Genomic DNA, 19,329 nt, shown 5'->3' with positions numbered 1-19,329 from the left:
GGCCGCGGGCCCGGGCCTCCACCCCGGGCCCGCTCCGCTGGGCCTCACGCCCGCTCCACCCGCACCGCGCACACCTTGAACTCCGGCATCCGCGACACGGGATCCAGCGCGGGATGCGTCAGCGTGTTGGCGCGACCCTCGCCCGGCCAGTGGAACGGCATGAACACCGTGTCGGCGCGGATCGCCGACGTCACCCGTGCCGGCACCACCGCCCGGCCGCGCCGTGAGACGACGGCGACCGAATCGTCCTCCTCGACCCCCAGACGCGCGGCGAGCCGCGGATGCAGCTCCACGAAGGGCCCCGGAGCCGCAGCGTTGAGCTCGTCGACGCGCCGCGTCTGGGCCCCGGACTGGTACTGCGCGAGCACCCGTCCCGTCGTGAGCAGCACCGGATACTCCGCGTCCGGCTCCTCCGCCGCGTCCCGGTGCACCACCGGCACGAACCGCGCCCGCCCGTCCTCGGTGGCGAACCGCTCCAGGAACAGCCGCGGCGTCCCCTCGGCCGCCACACCTTCCACACCCGCCGGGCACGGCCAGAACACCCCCTCCCCGTCGTCCTCCCTCAGCCGCTCGTAGCTGATCCCCGAGTAGTCCGCGGGCCCGCCCGCGCTCGCCCGGCGAAGCTCCTCGAAGACCTCCTCCGGCTCGGCAGGGAACCCCTTTCCGTGCCCGAGCCGCGCCGCGAGCCCGTGCAGCACGTCGAGATCGCTGCGCACCCCGGACGGCGCCGCCACCGCGCGCCGCCGCAGCAGCACCCGCCCCTCCAGGTTCGTCACCGTCCCCGTCTCCTCCGCCCACTGCGTCACCGGCAGCACCACGTCCGCCAGCCGCGCCGTCTCGGACAGCACCACGTCCGCCACCGCCAGGAAGTCCAGCGACCGCAGCCGCTCCTCCACATGCGCGGCCCGCGGCGCGGAGACGACCGGGTTGGACCCCATCAGGAGCAGCGACTTGATGTCCCCGCCCAACGCGTCCAGCAGCTCGTACGCCGACCTGCCCGGGCCCGGCAGGGAGTCCGGGTCCACTCCCCATACCCCCGCCACATGGGCCCGCGCCGCCGGGTCGGTCAGCTTCCGGTAACCGGGCAGCTGGTCCGCCTTCTGCCCGTGCTCCCGGCCGCCCTGCCCGTTGCCCTGGCCCGTCAGGCACCCGTACCCGGACAACGGCCGTCCGGCGTTCCCCGTGGCCAGGCACAGGTTGATCCATGCCCCCACCGTGTCCGTGCCCTTGGAGTGCTGCTCGGGACCGCGCGCGGTCAGCACCATCGCCGCGTCGGCACCGCAGAAGAGCCGCACGGCGTCCCGCAGTTGGGGCACCGCCACACCCGTGATCCGCTCGACGTGCTCCGGCCAGTGCGCCATCGCCGCCGCCCTTGCCTCCTCCCAGCCGCTCGTCCGCTCCTCGATGAACGCGTCGTCCGTGCGGCCCTCCGCCACGATCAGGTGCAGCAGGCCGAGCGCCAGGGCGAGATCCGTGCCGGGACGCGGCGCCAGGTGCAGGTCCGCCTGCTCGGCGGTCCGGGTCCGCCGGGGGTCCACGACGATCAACGTGCCGCCGTTCTCCCGCAGTTCCGTCAGATACCGCAGCGCGGGCGGCATCGTCTCGGCGAGGTTCGACCCGACGAGGATCACGCACCCGGTGCGCGGGATGTCCTCCAGCGGGAACGGCAGCCCCCGGTCGAGCCCGAACGCCCGCTGACCGGCGGCCGCGGCCGACGACATGCAGAACCGTCCGTTGTAGTCGATCTGCGACGTGCCGAGCGCGACCCTCGCGAACTTGCCCAGCGCGTACGCCTTCTCGTTGGTCAGACCGCCCCCGCCGAACACCCCGCACGCGTCCGCGCCGTACTCCGTCCGTGTGCGGATCAGCTCGTCGGAGATCCGGTCGAGGGCCTCCTCCCAGGTGGCCGGCGTGAGCTCGCCCGTGGCGCGGGACCGGATGAGCGGCTCCGTCAGCCGCACCCGCGAGGAGAGCACCGCGGGTGCCGTGCGCCCCTTGCCGCACAGGGCCCCCTTGTTCACGGGGAACCCGGTCCGCTCCACGACCTCCACCCCCTGGGGGCCCGTGACCAGGTCCATCCCGCATTGCAGCGCGCAGTACGGACAGTGGGTCGAGGTCGCGGGTGTCGCGGACGTCGAGGGTGTCGCGGGTGCCGCCGGTGTCGCCGTGGAGTGCATGCGGTCCAGACTCCACCGGACTTGTTACACGCCCCGACCCGATCGCGTTACGCACGCGGTAAGCCGACCTCAGCGAGGACCGCACCTCACTGTGAGCCGGGCACCCACGGTGAGGCGGGCCCTCCCGGTGGCCGGTCGCCGCCTGCCGCGAGCAGCCCGTGCCTCAGCGCGGCGCGTCCAGCGCCCGGGCCACGCCGGGCTCCCGCGGCCCGAGGAAGTGCGGGTCCGGTCGGAACGCCGCGTCGACCGCCGCCTTGCCCGCCGCGAGGACCTCCCGTGCCCCGCCGTAGTACCAGGTCTCGTCGTGCTTGGCGTCCACCGCGACCCCGTACGACGAGACGCCCGCCGCGTCGCACAGCGCGACCGCCCTGCGTATGTGGAAGCCCTGGCTGACCAGCACCGCCCGGTCCACGCCGAATATCTTCTTGGCGCGCACGCAGCTGTCCCAGGTGTCGAACCCGGCGTAGTCGCTCACTATCCGTCGGTCCGGGACGCCGTGCTTCTTCAGGTAGGTGCGCATGGCGTCCGGCTCGTCGTACTCCTCCCGGCTGTTGTCACCCGTGACGAGCACGACCTCGATGCGGCCCGTGCGGTACAACTCCGCGGCCGCGTCGAGCCGGTGCGCCAGATACGGCGACGGCTCGCCCTGCCACAGTCCGGCGCCGAAGACCACGGCCACGCGGGCGCGCGGCGCCTCCGCGACCGTTCCTATCTTGTCCTCCGTCGACACGAACAGCCAGGTCGCGGGCAGCAGCGCGAGCACGCACAGGGCCATCACCGCCTGTATCGTCCGCCGCTGCTCCTTCCGCGTGCGCGGCAGCCGCAGCCACGCGGGTCTGCGGAGTCGCCCCAACCGCCGCCCCATCCGCCGCCCCGCCCATCGCCCCGACCAGCGTGCCGCCCATCGCGCCGTCCGGTCCCCACGTCCGTTCATCGGTGATCCGCCCCCATGCCCCGCCGGATCTCCCCCGATCCGATCAATGCCTCAACGGTAAGCCGCCCCCGCCGACCACGTCAGCGACCCGTGCCCCCGAAACACCCCCGACACCGTCCCCCACGCCGCCCCCCACACCACCCCGACCCGCCCCTGACATCGCCCCGCCCCCCGCCGTGAGCCCGGGGAAAACAGTCGTCACCGCCGCGCAACGCCCCCGCAACACGTCCCGGCCATCCTCGGTTCATGACGCCGTCGAACCCTCTTCGCGACGAGTCCGGCAGCACTCACCTCGACAGTACGGCGCAGATCATGGACCGCATTTCCAGCCAGCTCGGCACCCAGCTCAGCCTCGTCTCACCCGACGGCACCCGCCGCCGCGCATCCCGCCGCGACCCCCGCCCCACCCTCGTCCTCGTCGCCCACGGCAGCCGCGACCCCCGTGCCCTCACCACCGTCACGGCCCTCGCCGAGCGCGTCCGCGAGCAGCGCCCCGGACTCGCCGTCCGGCTGGGCCACATCGAGCTGAACGAACCCCTGCTCACCGAGGTGCTGCACGAGCTCACGGGCCACGCCGTCCTCGTCCCCCTCCTCCTCGGCCGAGGTCAGCACGTCAAGCGCGACATCCCCGCGGCCGCCGCCCGCTTCCCCGACCTCGGCACCCGGGTCGCCGCCCCGCTGGGCCCCCACCCGCTGCTCGCCGAGACGCTGCACGCCCGGCTCGTCCAGGCCGGCTGGCCCGAGCGGCCTGCCGGGGCCGGGTCCGGAGCCGGTGCGCGGCGCGGGCACGCCGTGGTCCTCGCCGCCGCGGGCTCCCGCGACCCGGAGTCCGCCGCCGACACGGAGACCGCCGCCGGGCTGCTCGCCGACCGCCTCGGCGTCCCCGTCGTCCCCGCCTACGCCGCCCCCACCCCGGCCTGCCCCCGCGGCGTCCCGGAAGCGCTCGCGGCGCTGGCCGCGGAAGGGCGGACGCGTACCGCAGTCGCCTCCTACTTCACCGCGCCCGGCCGCTTCGCCACCCAGAGCGCGGGCGCTGCCCCCTGGATCGCCGCGGCCCCCCTCGGTCCCCACGCCGCACTCGCCCGCCTCGTCCTCCTCCGCTACGACCAGGCACGCAACGCCCCCGCAGCAGTCTTCCGACGCACCCTCAGCAGCGTCTGACGGAGGCCGAATCCATGAGGCCAGATCCCTGTTTGTCAGTGCTTGCGTCTACTGTCGGTGCATGGAAGGCACAGCACCGAACGCGCGATACGAGGCGTACAGCGCCTATGACGAAGCAGCCGTGGAGCGGTGGGCCGCCGAGCCCGACAAGAGGCCGGGGCGCACGGCCTTCCAGCGCGACCGCGCGCGCGTCCTGCACTCCGCGGCCCTGCGCCGCCTCGCGGGCAAGACGCAGGTCGTCACGCCGGGCACCCGCAGCCAGGCCTGGGACGCCAGTGCCCGTACGCGTCTGACGCACTCCCTGGAGTGCGCCCAGGTGGGCCGCGAACTCGGTGCCGCGCTCGGCTGCGACCCCGACCTGGTGGAGACGGCCTGTCTCTCCCACGACCTCGGCCACCCGCCGTTCGGGCACAACGGCGAGCAGGCGCTGAACGAAGTGGCGCAGGACTGCGGCGGTTTCGAGGGCAACGCCCAGTCGCTGAGGCTGCTGACCCGCATCGAACCGAAGCGTTTCATCCGCTCGGAGGCCACCGACGAGTTCGTCAGCGTGGGGCTCAACCTCTCGCGTGCCGCGCTGGACGCCGCCACCAAGTACCCCTGGTCGCTCGGCTCGCACCCCACCGACCCGTCGTCCGTGAAATTCGGTGTCTACGAAGACGACCGTCCCGTCTTCGACTGGGTCCGCAAAGAGGCCCCCGGACAGCGCACCTGCTTCGAGGCGCAGGTCATGGACTGGTCGGACGACGTCGCGTACTCGGTCCACGACCTGGAGGACGGCCTGCACGCCGGGCACATCGACCCGAACGCGCTGCACGCCGAGCCCGAGCGCCAGGACATCTACGCCGTGGCACTGGGGCGGTACGTTCCCGCGGACACCGACCCCGAAGAGCTCGCCCAGGCCCTGGACCGCCTCCTGGAGCAGGAGTGGTGGCCGCACGGGTACGACGGATCGGCCGTCGCCCAGGCCCGGTTGAAGGACGCCACCAGTCAGCTCATCGGCCGCTTCTGTCTGGCCGCGGAGACGGCCACGCGCGTGCGGTACGGCAAGGGCCCTCTCACGCGGTACGCCGCCGAGCTCGTCGTGCCCCGCGAGGCACGGCACGAGTGCGCGGTCCTCAAAGCCGTGGCCGATCGCTACGTGATGCAGCGCCCCGCACAGGAGCGGCTCCGCGCGGACCAGCGCATCGTCGTCGCCGAGCTCGCCGAGGCGCTCACCGCCCGCGCCCCCGACGGACTCGACCCGCAGTTCCGCGCGCTGTTCGACGAGGCGCCCGACGACCGTGCCGCGCGGCGCGTCGTGATCGACCAGATCGCGTCCTTGACGGACGCCGCGGCCCGCGCCCTGCACACCCGCCTGACCGCGAGGCCCTGAGAGGCCCTGAGAAGGTGTGACGTGATGTGGATGGTCGGGGGCGGGCCCCCTTCCCCCATCACGCCGCGTGCGGGACGCTCCCAGTGGCGGCAAGCCCAGTTGGCAAGTGTGGCAAGACTGATTTCTTCCGGGGACACCCCCGGTACCCCGGGCAAGGAGGCATCAAGTGGTCGACGCGGATCAGACGTTCGTCATTGTCGGAGGAGGGCTGGCCGGCGCCAAGGCGGCCGAAACGCTTCGCTCCGAAGGGTTCACCGGCCGGGTGATCCTCATCGGCGACGAGCGTGACCACCCCTACGAGCGCCCGCCCCTGTCCAAGGGGTACCTCCTGGGCAAGGAGGAGCGCGACAGCGTCTTCGTCCACGAACCGGGGTGGTACGCGCAGGCGGACGTCGAACTGCACCTGGGCCAGACCGTCGTCGCCATCGACCGCGAGGCGAAGAGCGTCCGCCTCGGCGACGGCGCCGTCATCCACTACGACAAGCTCCTGCTGGTCACCGGCGCCGAGCCCCGCCGCCTCGACGTCCCGGGCACCGGCCTCGCAGGCGTCCACCACCTGCGCCGCCTCGCGCACGCCGACCGCCTCCGGAACGTCCTGTCCTCCCTGGGCAGGGACAACGGCCACCTGGTGATCGCGGGCGCGGGCTGGATCGGCCTGGAGATCGCGGCGGCCGCTCGGGAGTACGGCGCGGAGGTCACCGTCGTCGAGGCCGAGCAGACTCCGCTGCACGCCGTCCTCGGCCCCGAGGTCGGCCAGATGTTCGCCGACCTGCACGCCGAGCACGGCGTCCGCTTCCACTTCGGCGCGCGGCTCACCGAGATCGCCGGCCAGGACGGCATGGTCCTGGCCGCCCGCACGGACGACGGCGAGGAGCACCCGGCGCACGACGTCCTCGCGGCCATCGGCGCGGCCCCCCGCACGGCCCTCGCCGAGTCCGCGGGCCTTGCCCTCGCCGACCGCGCCGACGGCGGCGGCATCGCCGTCGACGCGTCACTGCGCACCTCCGACCCCGACATCTTCGCGGCGGGCGACGTGGCCGCCGTCCGCCACCCGCTCTTCGGCACGAGCCTGCGCGTCGAGCACTGGGCCAACGCCCTGAACGGCGGCCCCGCCGCCGCGCGCGCGATGCTCGGCCAGGACGTCACGTACGACCGCGTGCCGTACTTCTTCTCGGACCAGTACGACGTCGGCCTGGAGTACTCGGGCTGGGCGCCCCCGGGGACGTACGACCAAGTGGTGGTGCGCGGCGACACCGCCAAGCGGGAGTTCATCGCGTTCTGGCTGCGCGAGGGGCAGGTCCTCGCGGGCATGAACGTGAATGTGTGGGACGTCACGGAACCCATCCAGCAGCTGATCCGCAAGGGCGTACGCCCCGACGCGGACGCCCTCGCGGACCCGTCGACCCCCCTGGCGTCGCTCCTGGGGTGACCGGCCGGGCAGGAGTGTCACAGGCGAGCCGTAGTATTCCTACGTGGCAGGCAGGATCAATGACGAAGACGTGAAGGCGGTTCGGGACGCGGTCCCGATCGACGCCGTGGTCTCCGACTACCTCCAGCTGCGCAACGCGGGGGGCGGAAACCTCAAGGGCCTGTGCCCCTTCCACGACGAGAAGTCCCCGTCCTTCCAGGTCAGCCCGAGCAAGGGTCTCTTCCACTGCTTCGGCTGCCAGGAAGGCGGCGACACGATCGCCTTCGTGATGAAGATCGACCACCTCACGTTCTCGGAGACGGTCGAGCGCCTCGCCGCCCAGGCGGGCATCACGCTGCGCTACGAAGAGGGTGGGTACAACCCCGCGCACCAGCGCGGCGAGCGGATCCGCCTCGTCGAGGCCCACAAGATCGCCGCGCAGTTCTACGTGGACCAGCTGGAGAGCCCCGAGGCCGAGATCGGCCGGAAGTTCCTCGCCGAGCGCGGCTTCGACCAGGCCGCGGCCGCGCACTTCGGCGTGGGGTACAGCCCGGCAGGCTGGGACCACCTCACGCGCTTCCTGCGCGGCAAGGGCTTCACCGACAAGGAGCTCACCCTCTCCGGCATCTCCCAGGAGGGCCGCCGCGGCCCCATCGACCGCTTCCGCGGCCGTCTCATGTGGCCGATCCGCGACATCGGCGGCGACGTGGTGGGCTTCGGCGCGCGCAAGCTCCGCGACGACGACAACGGCCCGAAGTACCTGAACACGCCCGAGACGGCGATCTACAAGAAATCCCAGGTCCTGTACGGCATCGACCTGGCCAAGAAGGAGATCGCCAAGTCCAGCCGCGCCGTCGTCGTCGAGGGATACACGGACGTGATGGCCTGCCACCTGGCCGGCATCACCACCGCCATCGCGACCTGCGGCACGGCCTTCGGCGGCGACCACATCAAGATCCTCCGCCGCCTCCTGATGGACAACGGCTCGGCCCGGGTGATCTTCACCTTCGACGGTGACGCGGCGGGCCAGAAGGCCGCCCTGCGCGCCTTCGAGGACGACCAGAAGTTCGCCGCGGAGACGTACATCGCGGTCGCCCCCGACGGCATGGACCCCTGTGACCTGCGGCTCGCCAAGGGCGACGCGGCCGTCGCCGAGCTCGTCGAACCGCGCACACCGCTCTTCGAGTTCGCACTGCGCCAGATCGTCGCGCGGTACGACCTGGAGACGCCCGCGGGCCGCGCCGCCGCCCTGGACGAGGCGGGCCCCGTGGTGGCCCGCATCAAGAACAGCGGCGCGCAGCACGAGGTCGCCGTGCAGCTCGCCGGGATGCTCGGCATCCTCGACACCCAGTTCGTCGTCAAGCGCGTCGCCCAGCTGGCCCGCTGGGCCCGCGACCGCGGCGGCAGGGGCCCCGCCCCCGCCGCCCAGCGCTCCGCTCCGGGGTACGACGCCGCGCCGCAGGGCTTCAGCGGCCCCGCGCTCAACCTGCGCAGCCCCGCCCACCGCACCGAGCGCGAGCTGATCAAACTGGCCCTGCAGTACCCGCAGTTGGTCTCCCCGGCCTTCGACGCGTACGGCATGGACGAATTCACCGCCCCGCCCTACGCCGCGGTGCGCCGCGCCATCGAGGAGGCGGGCGGCACGGAGTACGGAGCACAGGACCCGCAGGAGTACCTCGTACGGGTCCGCGAGGCGGCGCCGGACGACGCGGTCCGCGCGATGGTCACCGAGCTCGCCGTCGAGGCGATCCTGCGCAAGACCGTCGACGAGATGTACGCGGGCATCCAGCTCGTGCAGGTCCGGCTGCGCGCCGTCGACCGGCGCATCCGTGATGTCCAGGGCACCCTCGCCCGCGTCGGCGCGGGCGGCGACCCGCAGCATCTGAGCGCCGTACAGAACGAGTTGTGGGTCCTGCAGCAGTACGGCCAGGCGCTCCGCGAGCGGGGCGCGGACGCGCTCTGAGGCGCTTCACCTGGCTCACGGACGGTTGAGTTCCCGGAACCGGGGTTACCCGGCGGGTAACCACGCGGTTACGGACCGGACTCAAAAAGTCACCGCACGCCCCTCGTGGCGGCCGTGTGTCGTACCCCACACTGGGTTCCGGTGCCTGAGTCCTCGGAGCGCGGCCGACCCGCCGACAGCGGGTCCGACACCCCCGCGGTTCCACAATTCGTGATCGGGACGGACAGCGGCGAGGCCGTCGTCCCTCTCCCGTTGCCGCACGCCTCAGATGCGATCACCCTGGAGGTCGCCCCCGTGCAGACCCAGACCCTCACCCAGACCGACACCGCCCCGCGCGCGGATGCGGATACGGACGTCCTGGAGTCGGTCCCGCCGCAGAGCCGAGCCACCCGGCACCCCGAGGCCTCGGCAGCGCGGGACGACGCCCAAGAGGCCCCGGACGTCCCCGAGACCCCCGACGCTCCCGAAGCCCTCGCCCCCGAGACCATCGAGCTGCCCGCCCCCCGCAGCCGCGCCGACACCGGCGGCCCGTCCTCCGACCTGTTCCGCCAGTACCTGCGCGAGATCGGGCGGATCCCGCTGCTCACCGCCGCGGAGGAGGTGGAACTCGCCCGCGCCGTGGAGGCCGGCCTCTTCGCGGAGGAGAAGCTGAGCAACACCCCCGACCTGGACTCCCAACTCGCCCTGGACCTCGACAAGCTGGTCGTCATGGGCCGGATGGCCAAGCGCCGCCTCATCGAGGCCAACCTCCGCCTGGTCGTCTCCGTCGCCAAGCGGTACGTGGGGCGCGGGCTCACCATGCTCGACCTCGTACAGGAGGGCAACCTCGGCCTGATCAGGGCGGTCGAGAAGTTCGACTACGCCCGGGGCTACAAGTTCTCGACGTACGCGACCTGGTGGATCCGCCAGGCCATGTCCCGCGCCCTCGCGGACCAGGCCCGCACGATCCGTGTCCCCGTGCATGTCGTGGAGCTCATCAACCGGGTCGTACGCGTCCAGCGCCGCATGCTCCAGGAGCGGGGGTACGAGCCGACGCCCGAAGAGGTCGCCGCCCACCTGGACCTCCCGCACGAGCGTGTCAGCGAAGTCCTGCGCCTGGCCCAGGAACCCGTGTCGCTGCACGCGCCCGTCGGCGAGGAGGACGACGTCGCGCTCGGCGACCTCATCGAGGACGGCGACGCCACGAGTCCCGTGGAGTCCGCGGCGTTCCTGCTGCTCCGCGAGCACCTGGAAGCCGTCCTGTCGACGCTCGGCGAACGCGAACGCAAAGTCGTCCAGCTGCGTTACGGCCTCGCGGACGGCAGGCCCCGCACCCTGGAGGAGATCGGCCGGATCTTCGGCGTGACGCGCGAACGCATCCGCCAGATCGAGTCCAAGACCCTCAACAAGCTGCGGGACCACGCCTTCGCGGACCAGCTCAGGGGCTACCTGGACTGAAGTCCGACACAGGCCCTAGTCCACCTCGGCCACGGCCTGTGCGAACTGGGCCGCGTACAACCGCGCGTAGGCCCCGTCCGCCGTCAGCAGGTCGTCGTGCGAACCCTGCTCGACGATCGACCCGTTCTCCATCACCAGAATCGTGTCCGCGTCCCGGATCGTGGAGAGCCGGTGCGCGATGACGAACGACGTCCGCCCGTGCGCGAGACGCGCCATCGCCTTCTGGATGAGCACCTCCGTACGGGTGTCGACGGAGCTCGTCGCCTCGTCGAGGACCAGGATCACCGGGTTGGACAGGAACGCCCGCGCGATGGTGATGAGCTGCTTCTCGCCCGCGCTGACACCCGTGCCGTCGTCGTCGATGACGGTGTCGTACCCGTCGGGGAGCGTACGTACGAAGCGGTCGGCGTGGGCGGCGCGCGCCGCTTCCTCGATCTCCTCGCGCGTGACGTCCTTCGGCGCGCCGTACGCGATGTTCTCCGCGATGGTGCCGCCGAACAGCCAGGTGTCCTGGAGCACCATGCCGATCCCGGACCGCAGCTCGTCGCGCGACATCGCCGCGATGTCGACCCCGTCCAGGGCGATCCGCCCGCCCGTCACCTCGTAGAACCGCATCAGCAGGTTGACCAGCGTCGTCTTGCCCGCGCCGGTGGGCCCGACGATGGCGACGGTGTGGCCCGGCTCGACGGCCAGCGACAGGTCCTCGATGAGCGGCTTGTCCTTGTCGTAGCGGAACGAGACGTGCGCCATCTCCACGCGCCCGCGCGGCTTCTCGGGCCGCTCGCCGGGCACCGGGTCGGCCTCCTGCTCCTCCGCGTCGAGGACCTCGAAGATCCGCTCGGCGGACGCGACACCCGACTGCACCAGATTCGCCATCGAGGCGACCTGTGTCAGGGGCATCGAGAACTGCCGCGAGTACTGGATGAAGGCCTGCACGTCACCGATGGACAGCGACCCCGAGGCGACCCGCAGCCCGCCCACCACGGCCACCAGGACGTAGTTCAGGTTGGAGATGAAGAACATCAACGGCTGCATGACACCGCTGTTGAACTGCGCCTTGAACGACGCCTCGTACAGCTGCTCGTTCTGCTCGGCGAACGCCTTCGCCGACTGCTCCTGGCGCCCGAAGACCTTCACCAGGGTGTGCCCGGTGTACATCTCCTCCACGTGGGCGTTGAGCGCGCCCGTCGTCTTCCACTGCTGCACGAACTGCGGCTGCGACCGCTTGCCGACCTTCGTCGCCACGAAGAACGACAGCGGCACCGTCACGAGAGCCACCAGCGCGAGCAGCGGCGACACCCAGAACATCATCACCAGGACGCCGATGATGGTCAGCAGCGAGTTGATGAGCTGGCCCATCGTCTGCTGCAGTGTCTGGTTGAGGTTGTCCAGATCGTTCGTGGCGCGGCTCAGCACCTCGCCGCGCTGCCGCTTGTCGAAGTACGACAGCGGGAGCCGCGAAAGCTTCGCCTGTACGTCGCCACGCATCCGGAAGACGGTCCGGTTGATGGCGCGGTTCGAAAGACGCGTCGCCACCGCCATCAGCAGGCCCGCCACCAGGAACGTGCCGAGCGCGAGCAGCAGGACCTCGCCGACCGCGCCGAAGTCGATGCCCTTGCCGGGCGTGAAGTCGACGCCGGAGAGCATGTCGGCCATGCCGCCGTCGCCCTTGTCGCGCAACCGGTCGAGGGCCTGTTCCTTCGTCACGCCTTCGGGCATGTCACGGCCGACGATGCCCGCGAAGAGCAGATCGGTCGCGCGCCCGAGGATCTTGGGGCCGACCACGGACAGGGCGACGCTCAGGACCCCGGCGACGAGCATCGCGTACATCGTGGCGCGCTCGGGCCGGAAGTGCCCGAGCAGCCGCTTGCCCGAGCCCTTGAAGTCCATCGAACGGGAGTCGGGACCCGGCATGGGTCCACCGATGCCACCAGGGGGCATTACGCGGCCTCCGCTTCCGTCAGCTGGGAGAGCACGATCTCCCGGTAGGTCTCGTTGCTCTCCATCAGCTCGTTGTGGCGTCCAGTGCCCACGACGCGGCCCTCGTCGAGGACCACGATGCGGTCGGCGTCCCGGATCGTCGACACGCGCTGGGCGACGATGACGACGGTCGCCTCCGCGGTCTCCCGGCCGAGCGCGGAGCGCAGCGCGGCGTCGGTGGCGTAGTCGAGCGCGGAGAACGAGTCGTCGAAGAGGTAGATCTCCGGGCGCTGCACGAGCGTGCGCGCGATGGACAGACGCTGCCGCTGACCACCGGAGACGTTGGTTCCGCCCTGCGAGACGGGTGCGTCGAGCCCTTCCTCCAGCCCCTCGACGAACTCCTTGGCCTGCGCGACCTCCAGCGCGTGCCAGAGCTCGTCGTCGGTGGCGTCCGGGTTTCCGTAGCGCAGGTTGGACGCGACGGTCCCGGCGAACAGATACGGCTTCTGCGGCACGAGGCCGACCGTCTTCGCGAGCAGCGCGGGCTCGATGGTGGCCACGTCCACGCCGCCGACCAGGACCTCGCCCTCCGTCGCGTCGATCAGTCGCGGTACGAGGCTCAGCAGCGTCGACTTGCCGCTGCCGGTCGACCCGATCACGGCGGTCGTCTCGCCGGGCCGCGCGACCACGTGGACGGATTTGAGGACGGGCTCCTCGGCGCCGGGGTAGCGGAAGCCGACGTCCCGTATCTCCAGATGACCGTGGCTGCGCAGTTCGTGCACCGGGGCGGCCGGGGGCACCACGCTGCTCTCGGTGTCCAGGACCTCCTCGATGCGCTCGGCGCAGACCTCCGCGCGCGGCACCATCATGAACATGAAGGTGGCCATCATCACGGACATCACGATCTGCATCAGATAGGCGAGGAACGCGGTGAGCGCGCCGATCTGCATGCCGCCGCTGTCGATGCGGTGCGCGCCGAACCAGACCACCGCGATGGACGAGATGTTCACGACGGTCATGACGATCGGGAACATCAGCGCGAGCAGCTTGCCGGTGCCGAGGGAGACCTCGGTCAGGTCGGCGTTGGCCTTCCGGAACCGCTCCTTCTCGAAGTCGTCACGGACGAAGGCGCGGATGACGCGGTTGCCGGTGATCTGCTCGCGCAGCACGCGGTTCACGGTGTCGAGCCGCACCTGCATGGTGCGGAACAGGGGCCGCAGCCGCCGCACGATGAGGCTGACGCTGATGCCGAGTACGGGCACGACGGCGACCAGGACGGTGGAGAGCGGCACGTCCTGGCCGAGCGCCATGACGATGCCGCCGACGCACATGATGGGCGCGGTCACCATCAGCGTGAACGACATGAGGACCAGCATCTGCACCTGCTGGACGTCGTTGGTCGTCCGCGTGATCAGCGACGGGGCACCGAACTGCCCCAGTTCGCGCGCCGAGAACGACTGCACCCGGTCGAAGACGGCGGCCCGCACGTCGCGGCCGAGGGCGGCGGCGGTGCGTGCGCCGTAGAAGACGGCGCCGATGTTGCAGACCATCTGCACGACGGTGACGGCGATCATGATGCCGCCGAAGCCGAGGATGTAGCCGGTGTCGCCCACGACGACACCGTTGTCGATGATGTCGGCGTTCAGGCTGGGCAGGTAGAGCGCGGCGCAGGTCTGCAGGAACTGCAGCAGCACCAGCAGGACGATGGGTTTCTGGTACGGACGCAGGTATGTCCGCAGGAGTCGTATGAGCACGCTCGGTCTCTCGAGGAGTCGGATGTCGGGCGTCGGGCGTCGGCGAGGCGGGGGCGGCGGGCAAGGCCGCCCCCATACTCCGACACCGGGCCCATGACCGTGCAACCGATTAACCCATGACCCGGTCAAATTTCAGCCCGGGTCAAGAACTGGCCTCACTCAAGAATCACGAGAGCCGCGGCCGGGCTATACGGCGAAGGCCCCGGGGTGGGACTGCTCCCGCACCGTCGCGTACTGCTGCCGCACCGCCTGTCCCACCGCGAGCTCCTCGCCCGGCTCGAAGACCTGCGCGGCGGCCCCCTGCCAGTACGGCAGTTGCCCGGTCAGCGCCCACGCGGCCTGCCGCGCCGCACCGATCGCCGCGTAGTCCGCGGGCTGCGGCACCACGACCTGCGTACCGAACAGCATGGGAGCCGCGGCCTGTACGGCGGGCAGCTCGGCGGCGGCGCCCAGCAGGAACACGCGCCGGACCTCCACTCCGCGCCCCCGCAGGACGTCGAGCGCGTCGCCGAGCCCGCACAGCATGCCCTCGAAGGCGGCGCGCGCCAGGTGCTCGGGCTTCATGGACTCGCGCCGCAGCCCGGTCAGAGTCCCCGCGGCGTGCGGCAGGTTCGGCGTCTTCTCACCCTCCAGATAAGGGAGGAGGACCAGGCCGTGGGCGCCGGGCGTCGACTTCATGGCGAGCGCGGAGAGCTCTTCCAGGTCGGCGACCCCGAGCATCTCGGCGGAGCCGCGCAGTACGCGGACGGCGTTCGAGGTGTGGACGACCGGCAGGTGCATGCCGGTGGCGTCCGCGAGGGAGGTGATGTTGCCGGCCGCGTCGACGAGCGCCTCGTGGTGCACGGCCATCACGGAGCCCGACGCGCCGAGCGACACCACGGCGTCGCCCCGCTGGACGCCGAGCCCGAAGGCGGCGGCCATCGTCTCGCCCGTACCGGCCGATATCAGGAGCCCCTCGGGCGTCGTCCCCGCGGCTTCGGCGGGACCGATCACCTCGGGCAGTATCGCCTGGTGCCCGAGGGCCATCTCGACGAGATCCGGGCGGTACGTTCCGCTCGCCGCCGACCAGTACCCGGTGCCCGAGGCCCCGCCGCGGTCGGTCGTACGCCGGGCGGGCCGGCCGAGGAGCTGCCACACGAGCCAGTCCGGCGCCTGCAGCAGAGCGGCGGTGCGCCGCGCCGCCTCGGGCTCGTTCTTCGCCAGCCAGCGCAGCTTGGTGACGGGCATCGGGGCCTGCGGCACGCATCCGACGGACTGCGCCCAGGCCTCGCGGCCGCCGAGTCCGTCGATGAGGTCGACGGCGGCCACCTGCGCCCGCCGGTCGTTGCCGACGAGCGCGGGCCGCACGGTGTTGCCGTGCTGGTCGAGCGGTACGAGCGCGTTCTGCTGGGCGGACACGCCGATGGCCTGCACGCCTTCGAGCAGCCCGCCCCCGGCGGCTTCGCCGAGGGAGAGCAGCCAGGCCTGTGGATCCACGTCGGAGGGCCGCCCGCCGCCCTCGGTGTTCTCCAGCGGATGCGGGGCGTACCCCTGCTTCAGTACGGCACCCGTGTCCGTGTCACAGACCACGATGCGCGTGAAATCGGGCGAACTGTCCAACCCTGCGACTATCCCCATGCCTGGAATTCTGCCGCACGGGGGCCGGTGTCCCGTACCCCTGTTCGCTCTCCGTGATCCGCTTCGCTAGGTGTTGCTGGTGCCCCAGTCGTCCTGGGCGCCTCCCTGCCCCTTCTCACGCAGGGACCGGACGCGCTCGGCGACCGAGTCGGGCATCTTGTCCCCGACCCGCTCGGAGACGGTCTGGAAGGCCTTGCCCGCCACCTCGCGTCCCTGCTGCGTCGCGGACTCGACGGTGTTGCGCACGGCCGGGTTCTGCGAGATCTCGCGGGCGGACTTCCTCAACTGCTCATAGCGCTCGCGTCCGGCCCGGGTTCCGAGCACGTACCCGAGGGCCAGTCCCGCCACGAATGTGAGCCGGTACCGCATGGCTGCCACCCTTCACTTGCGTCGGCTTCGCACGTCTGTCGCACGTCTGTCACGCGTCTGTCGCTCGCCTGCTGATCCACCGGGGGATACCGATTGGCGGAGCACCCCCCTGCTTGCGCTAATGTATGTGTCGCAGCGAGCGCGCGCCGCCCGGAGAGTTCCCAGGTAGGTGCGTTCGATGCAACGAGACGATCCCCTGTAGCTCAATTGGCAGAGCAGCCGGCTGTTAACCGGCAGGTTACTGGTTCGAGTCCAGTCGGGGGAGCTCGGTCTCCTGTAGCTCAATTGGCAGAGCAGCCGGCTGTTAACCGGCAGGTTACTGGTTCGAGTCCAGTCGGGAGAGCTGTGACGAAGGACCCCTGAGATGCCTCTCGGGGGTCCTTTTTCGTATGTGTTCCGCGCCTGATGGAACCATCCGGGCAGCCCTGCGGTCCTCATGGTCGAGCGAAGCCGACCATCCGAAGCAGGAGATCGTATGAGCGGCTATGCTGCGGCAGACGGCGCGCACAAATGTGCGCGACGCGCCGTTAGGGGCGGTAGCTCAGCCGGTTAGAGCAGCGGACTCATAATCCGTCGGCCGTGGGTTCGAGTCCCACCCGCCCCACCACAGCGCTAGGCCGCAGGAACGTTTCCACCTGCGTCAACGGCGCAAACCTCCGAGGGGCGCCCGTTCGGGCGAAGTCCGGGCGGCACCTAGGCCCTCCGCGCCGCGCGCGCCTTGCGGCGGCGGGGCCATTTGCGGGTGTCGCGGGGTTCCACGTACGGCTCCTCCTCCGGCGGCATGCCGCCCGAGATCGCCCGCTGGCGGGCGAGTTCCGCGTCGAATTCCAGGCCCAGCAGGATCGCCAGGTTCGACAGCCAGAGCCAGATCAGGAAGACGACTACGCCCGCGAGGGTGCCGTACGTCTTGTTGTACGAGGCGAAGTTGGCGACGTACAGGGCGAAGCCGCCGGAGGCCAGCAGCCAGAGCAGGACCGCCACCGCGCTGCCGGGGCTCAGCCAGCGGAAGCCCGGGCCGCGGACGTTGGGGGCCCGCCAGAAGAGCAGGGCGATCATCAGAATCACCAGGACCAGCAGGACCGGCCACTTCGCGATGGACCACGCCGTCAGCGCCGCGTCGCCCACGCCGATCGCGTCACCTGCGCGTTCCGCCAGTGGGCCCGTGAAGACGACGATCAGCGCGCTGATGGCGAGCAGGACCATCAGGACCACGGTCAGGGCTATGCGGAGCGGGGTCAGCTTCCAGACCGGGCGGCCTTCGGGGAGGTCGTAGACCGCGTTGGAGGTGCGGATGAACGCCGCCACGTATCCGGACGCCGACCAGACCGCGAGCACCAGGCCGACGATCGCCATCACCCCGCTGGTGCCGCTGCTGTCCCGCAGCTGACGTACGGAGTCGCCGAGCAGATCCCGTACCGGGCCCGGCGCCAGGTCCTGGAGGTTGTCCAGGACCGTGCGGGTCGCCGACTCGCCGATCACGCCCAGGATCGAGACGAGGACCAGCAGTGCGGGGAAGAGGGACAGGACGCCGTAGTAGGTGAGGGCGGCGGCGCGGTCGGGGAGCTCGTCGTCCATGAACTCTTTGCCGGTGCGCCGCAGGACCGCCCACCAGGAGCGGGCGGGCAGTTCGGTGGGCTCGTCGGGCGCGGCCCGCTCGACCTCCGGGTCCGGACCGGTACCGAGGGCGGGTTCGGGTTCGTCCCGCGTGTGCTGGTCCGGCGTGTGCTTGTCCCGCGCGTGCTTGTCCTCGTCGAAGAGTGCCATGACGTGGCGAGTTCTCCGGTTCGGGCTGCCTATGCCTGCTCGGGGCGGTGCGGGGTGCGGCTTGGAGGTTCCTCCAGGTACGGGGGCGCGTAGGCGCATCTGCCATGGATATGCGCATCAACTTTTACAAATGCGAGGTGAACGCGGATATCTTGTCGCATATGCAGTCCTACACAATCGGGCAGGCCGCCCGTCTGCTCGGGGTCAGTCCCGACACCGCTCGCCGTTGGGCCGATGCCGGGCGGGTCGCCACGCTTCGGGATGAGGGCGGGCGGCGGCTCATCGACGGGCGGGATCTTGCCGCGTTCGCTGTTGAGGTCGGGCAGGGGGCGGGGGCGGGGGCCGGTGGGGGTGACGAGGATGTTTCTTATACCTCTGCTCGTAACGCCTTTCCCGGGATCGTCACCGCCGTGAAGCTCGGTGACGTCGCCGCGCAGGTCGAGATCCAGGCCGGGCCGCACCGGCTCGTCTCGCTGCTGACCCGCGAGGCCGTGGAGGAGCTCGGCCTCCAGGTCGGCGTGGAGGCCACTGCTCGGGTCAAGTCCACCAGCGTTCACATCGACCGTGCGTGAGCAGTGCCCGGGTAGTGCCGTAGTGCTTCAGAAGTGCCTCAGTGCGTCGCTTGTCGTGTTCTCCATTCGCTAGGAGCCGTGCCATGTCCCCGAAGTTCACCGGCCGTACCGCCGTTCGCCGTACCGCCGCCGCTGCCGTCACCGCCGCGCTGCTCGTTCCGCTCGCCGCCTGCGGGGGCGACAGTGACAGCGACGGTGACAGTGACGGGAAGAAGGACGTGAGTCTTACCGTTCTTGCCGCTTCCTCCCTCACCGATGTTTTCGCCACCGCTGAGAAGGCGTACGAGAAGGAGCACCCGGGGACGAAGATCACCGTCTCCGCCGCCGGGTCGCAGGAGCTTGCCGCGCAGGTCAAGCAGGGGGCGCCTGCCGACGTGCTCGTCACCGCCGACACCAAGACCATGGACGGGCTCAAGGGCGAGACCGGCGAGCCCACCGTCATCGCCAGGAATCGGCTCGTCATCGCCACCCGGGAAGGCAATCCTGAGAAGGTTGCGGGGCTCAAGGATCTTGCCCGTAGTGGGCTGAAGGTCGTTCTTGCCGATGACACCGTGCCCGTCGGGCGTTACAGCAAGCAGGTCCTCGACAAGCAGGGCGTCGACGTCAAGCCGGTCTCCAAGGAGGCCAACGTGCGGTCCGTGCTCAGCAAGGTCGAGCTGGGGGAGGCCGATGCCGGGATCGTGTACAAGACCGATGCCGCCACCGCCCCCGGCAAGGTCGACGCCGTCGAGATTCCCGACGCGCAGAACGCCGTCGCCTCCTACCCCGCCGCGACCCTCAAGAACTCCGAGCACGGCGAGGCCGCCGCCGCGTTCGTGAAGTGGCTCAGCACGCCCGAGGCACAGAAGATGCTGCGGGACGCCGGGTTCCAGAAGCCGTAA

Annotated in this window: 14 protein-coding genes and 3 tRNA genes; 10 read left to right on the top strand and 7 right to left on the bottom strand. The window is 71.0% G+C overall.

Features of this window, described 5'->3' with window-relative positions; all coding sequences use genetic code 11:
* Window positions 1–44: 44 nt before the first annotated feature.
* Together NOO62_RS13160 and NOO62_RS13155 are read right to left on the bottom strand one after the other, a co-directional pair.
* On the bottom strand, window positions 45–2,177 hold the full coding sequence (locus NOO62_RS13160; RefSeq protein ID WP_268771073.1) for a molybdopterin oxidoreductase family protein: 2,133 nt from the start codon (window positions 2,175–2,177) through the stop codon (window positions 45–47).
* Window positions 2,178–2,340: 163 nt separating this feature from the next.
* Window positions 2,341–3,042, bottom strand: a complete 702-nt coding sequence (locus NOO62_RS13155) for a vancomycin high temperature exclusion protein (protein WP_268775602.1) — start codon at window positions 3,040–3,042, stop codon at window positions 2,341–2,343.
* A 315-nt stretch (window positions 3,043–3,357) separates the two neighbouring features.
* Here NOO62_RS13155 and NOO62_RS13150 point away from each other — a divergent pair, with 315 nt between their 5' ends.
* The 5 genes from NOO62_RS13150 (at window position 3,358) to NOO62_RS13130 (ending at window position 10,452) form a co-directional block, all read left to right on the top strand.
* On the top strand, window positions 3,358–4,272 hold the full coding sequence (locus NOO62_RS13150; RefSeq protein WP_268771072.1) for a sirohydrochlorin chelatase: 915 nt from the start codon (window positions 3,358–3,360) through the stop codon (window positions 4,270–4,272).
* A 61-nt stretch (window positions 4,273–4,333) separates the two neighbouring features.
* Window positions 4,334–5,644, top strand: coding sequence for a deoxyguanosinetriphosphate triphosphohydrolase (locus NOO62_RS13145; RefSeq protein ID WP_268771070.1), 1,311 nt, complete (start codon window positions 4,334–4,336; stop codon window positions 5,642–5,644).
* 166 nt (window positions 5,645–5,810) lie between these two features.
* The gene (locus NOO62_RS13140) at window positions 5,811–7,073 is read left to right on the top strand and encodes an NAD(P)/FAD-dependent oxidoreductase (RefSeq protein ID WP_268771069.1); all 1,263 of its coding nucleotides are present in this window, start codon (window positions 5,811–5,813) and stop codon (window positions 7,071–7,073) included.
* 43 nt (window positions 7,074–7,116) lie between these two features.
* Window positions 7,117–9,015, top strand: coding sequence for a DNA primase (gene dnaG, locus NOO62_RS13135; protein WP_268771068.1), 1,899 nt, complete (start codon window positions 7,117–7,119; stop codon window positions 9,013–9,015).
* Between the two features lie 141 nt (window positions 9,016–9,156).
* Window positions 9,157–10,452: a sigma-70 family RNA polymerase sigma factor gene (locus tag NOO62_RS13130; RefSeq protein WP_268771067.1), complete on the top strand. Its 1,296-nt coding sequence runs from the start codon at window positions 9,157–9,159 to the stop codon at window positions 10,450–10,452.
* Window positions 10,453–10,467: 15 nt separating this feature from the next.
* Here NOO62_RS13130 and NOO62_RS13125 read toward each other — a convergent pair whose 3' ends face one another.
* From NOO62_RS13125 to NOO62_RS13110, 4 genes are all read right to left on the bottom strand, one after another.
* Window positions 10,468–12,366, bottom strand: coding sequence for an ABC transporter ATP-binding protein (locus NOO62_RS13125; protein ID WP_268771066.1), 1,899 nt, complete (start codon window positions 12,364–12,366; stop codon window positions 10,468–10,470).
* Window positions 12,367–12,392: 26 nt separating this feature from the next.
* A complete protein-coding gene (locus NOO62_RS13120) occupies window positions 12,393–14,126 on the bottom strand; it encodes an ABC transporter ATP-binding protein (RefSeq protein ID WP_268771065.1) in 1,734 nt (577 codons plus the stop codon).
* Window positions 14,127–14,312: 186 nt separating this feature from the next.
* Entirely contained in the window at window positions 14,313–15,743 is a 1,431-nt protein-coding gene (locus NOO62_RS13115; RefSeq protein WP_268771064.1) for a xylulokinase, read from the bottom strand.
* A 66-nt stretch (window positions 15,744–15,809) separates the two neighbouring features.
* A complete protein-coding gene (locus NOO62_RS13110) occupies window positions 15,810–16,112 on the bottom strand; it encodes a YtxH domain-containing protein (protein ID WP_268771063.1) in 303 nt (100 codons plus the stop codon).
* Between the two features lie 192 nt (window positions 16,113–16,304).
* On the opposite strand from NOO62_RS13110, the gene NOO62_RS13105 reads away from it, so the two are divergent.
* The 3 genes from NOO62_RS13105 to NOO62_RS13095 all read left to right on the top strand — a co-directional run bounded on the left by NOO62_RS13105 (window position 16,305) and on the right by NOO62_RS13095 (window position 16,719).
* Window positions 16,305–16,377, top strand: a tRNA-Asn gene (locus tag NOO62_RS13105).
* Between the two features lie 5 nt (window positions 16,378–16,382).
* A tRNA-Asn gene (locus NOO62_RS13100) sits at window positions 16,383–16,455 on the top strand.
* A 187-nt stretch (window positions 16,456–16,642) separates the two neighbouring features.
* Window positions 16,643–16,719: transfer RNA gene (locus tag NOO62_RS13095), tRNA-Ile, on the top strand.
* Between the two features lie 86 nt (window positions 16,720–16,805).
* On the opposite strand, the gene NOO62_RS13090 is transcribed toward NOO62_RS13095, so the two are convergent.
* Window positions 16,806–17,876, bottom strand: a complete 1,071-nt coding sequence (locus tag NOO62_RS13090) for a YihY/virulence factor BrkB family protein (RefSeq protein WP_268771062.1) — start codon at window positions 17,874–17,876, stop codon at window positions 16,806–16,808.
* A 161-nt stretch (window positions 17,877–18,037) separates the two neighbouring features.
* Between NOO62_RS13090 and NOO62_RS13085 the strand changes: the two genes are divergently transcribed.
* Window positions 18,038–18,448, top strand: coding sequence for a TOBE domain-containing protein (locus tag NOO62_RS13085; RefSeq protein ID WP_268775601.1), 411 nt, complete (start codon window positions 18,038–18,040; stop codon window positions 18,446–18,448).
* A gap of 83 nt (window positions 18,449–18,531) precedes the next feature.
* The gene (modA, locus tag NOO62_RS13080) at window positions 18,532–19,329 is read left to right on the top strand and encodes a molybdate ABC transporter substrate-binding protein (protein ID WP_268771061.1); all 798 of its coding nucleotides are present in this window, start codon (window positions 18,532–18,534) and stop codon (window positions 19,327–19,329) included.

The organism is Streptomyces sp. Je 1-369, assembly GCF_026810505.1.
Classification (GTDB): domain Bacteria; phylum Actinomycetota; class Actinomycetes; order Streptomycetales; family Streptomycetaceae; genus Streptomyces.
Note: the sequence above shows the minus strand (reverse complement) of the source record. Positions and strands in the feature narration are given on the sequence as shown.

Excerpts from the sequence above, each read along its gene's own strand:
- NOO62_RS13110 (WP_268771063.1), bottom strand. The coding sequence starts at position 16,112 with ATGCGGTACCGGCTCACATTCGTGGCGGGACTGGCCCTCGGGTACGTG.
- NOO62_RS13085 (WP_268775601.1), top strand. The coding sequence starts at position 18,038 with ATGCAGTCCTACACAATCGGGCAGGCCGCCCGTCTGCTCGGGGTCAGT.
- NOO62_RS13155 (WP_268775602.1), bottom strand. The coding sequence starts at position 3,042 with ATGGGGCGGCGGTTGGGGCGACTCCGCAGACCCGCGTGGCTGCGGCTG.
- modA (WP_268771061.1), top strand. The coding sequence starts at position 18,532 with ATGTCCCCGAAGTTCACCGGCCGTACCGCCGTTCGCCGTACCGCCGCC.
- NOO62_RS13125 (WP_268771066.1), bottom strand. The coding sequence starts at position 12,366 with ATGCCGGGTCCCGACTCCCGTTCGATGGACTTCAAGGGCTCGGGCAAG.
- NOO62_RS13115 (WP_268771064.1), bottom strand. The coding sequence starts at position 15,743 with ATGGGGATAGTCGCAGGGTTGGACAGTTCGCCCGATTTCACGCGCATC.
- NOO62_RS13160 (WP_268771073.1), bottom strand. The coding sequence starts at position 2,177 with ATGCACTCCACGGCGACACCGGCGGCACCCGCGACACCCTCGACGTCC.
- NOO62_RS13145 (WP_268771070.1), top strand. The coding sequence starts at position 4,334 with ATGGAAGGCACAGCACCGAACGCGCGATACGAGGCGTACAGCGCCTAT.
- NOO62_RS13150 (WP_268771072.1), top strand. The coding sequence starts at position 3,358 with ATGACGCCGTCGAACCCTCTTCGCGACGAGTCCGGCAGCACTCACCTC.
- NOO62_RS13090 (WP_268771062.1), bottom strand. The coding sequence starts at position 17,876 with ATGGCACTCTTCGACGAGGACAAGCACGCGCGGGACAAGCACACGCCG.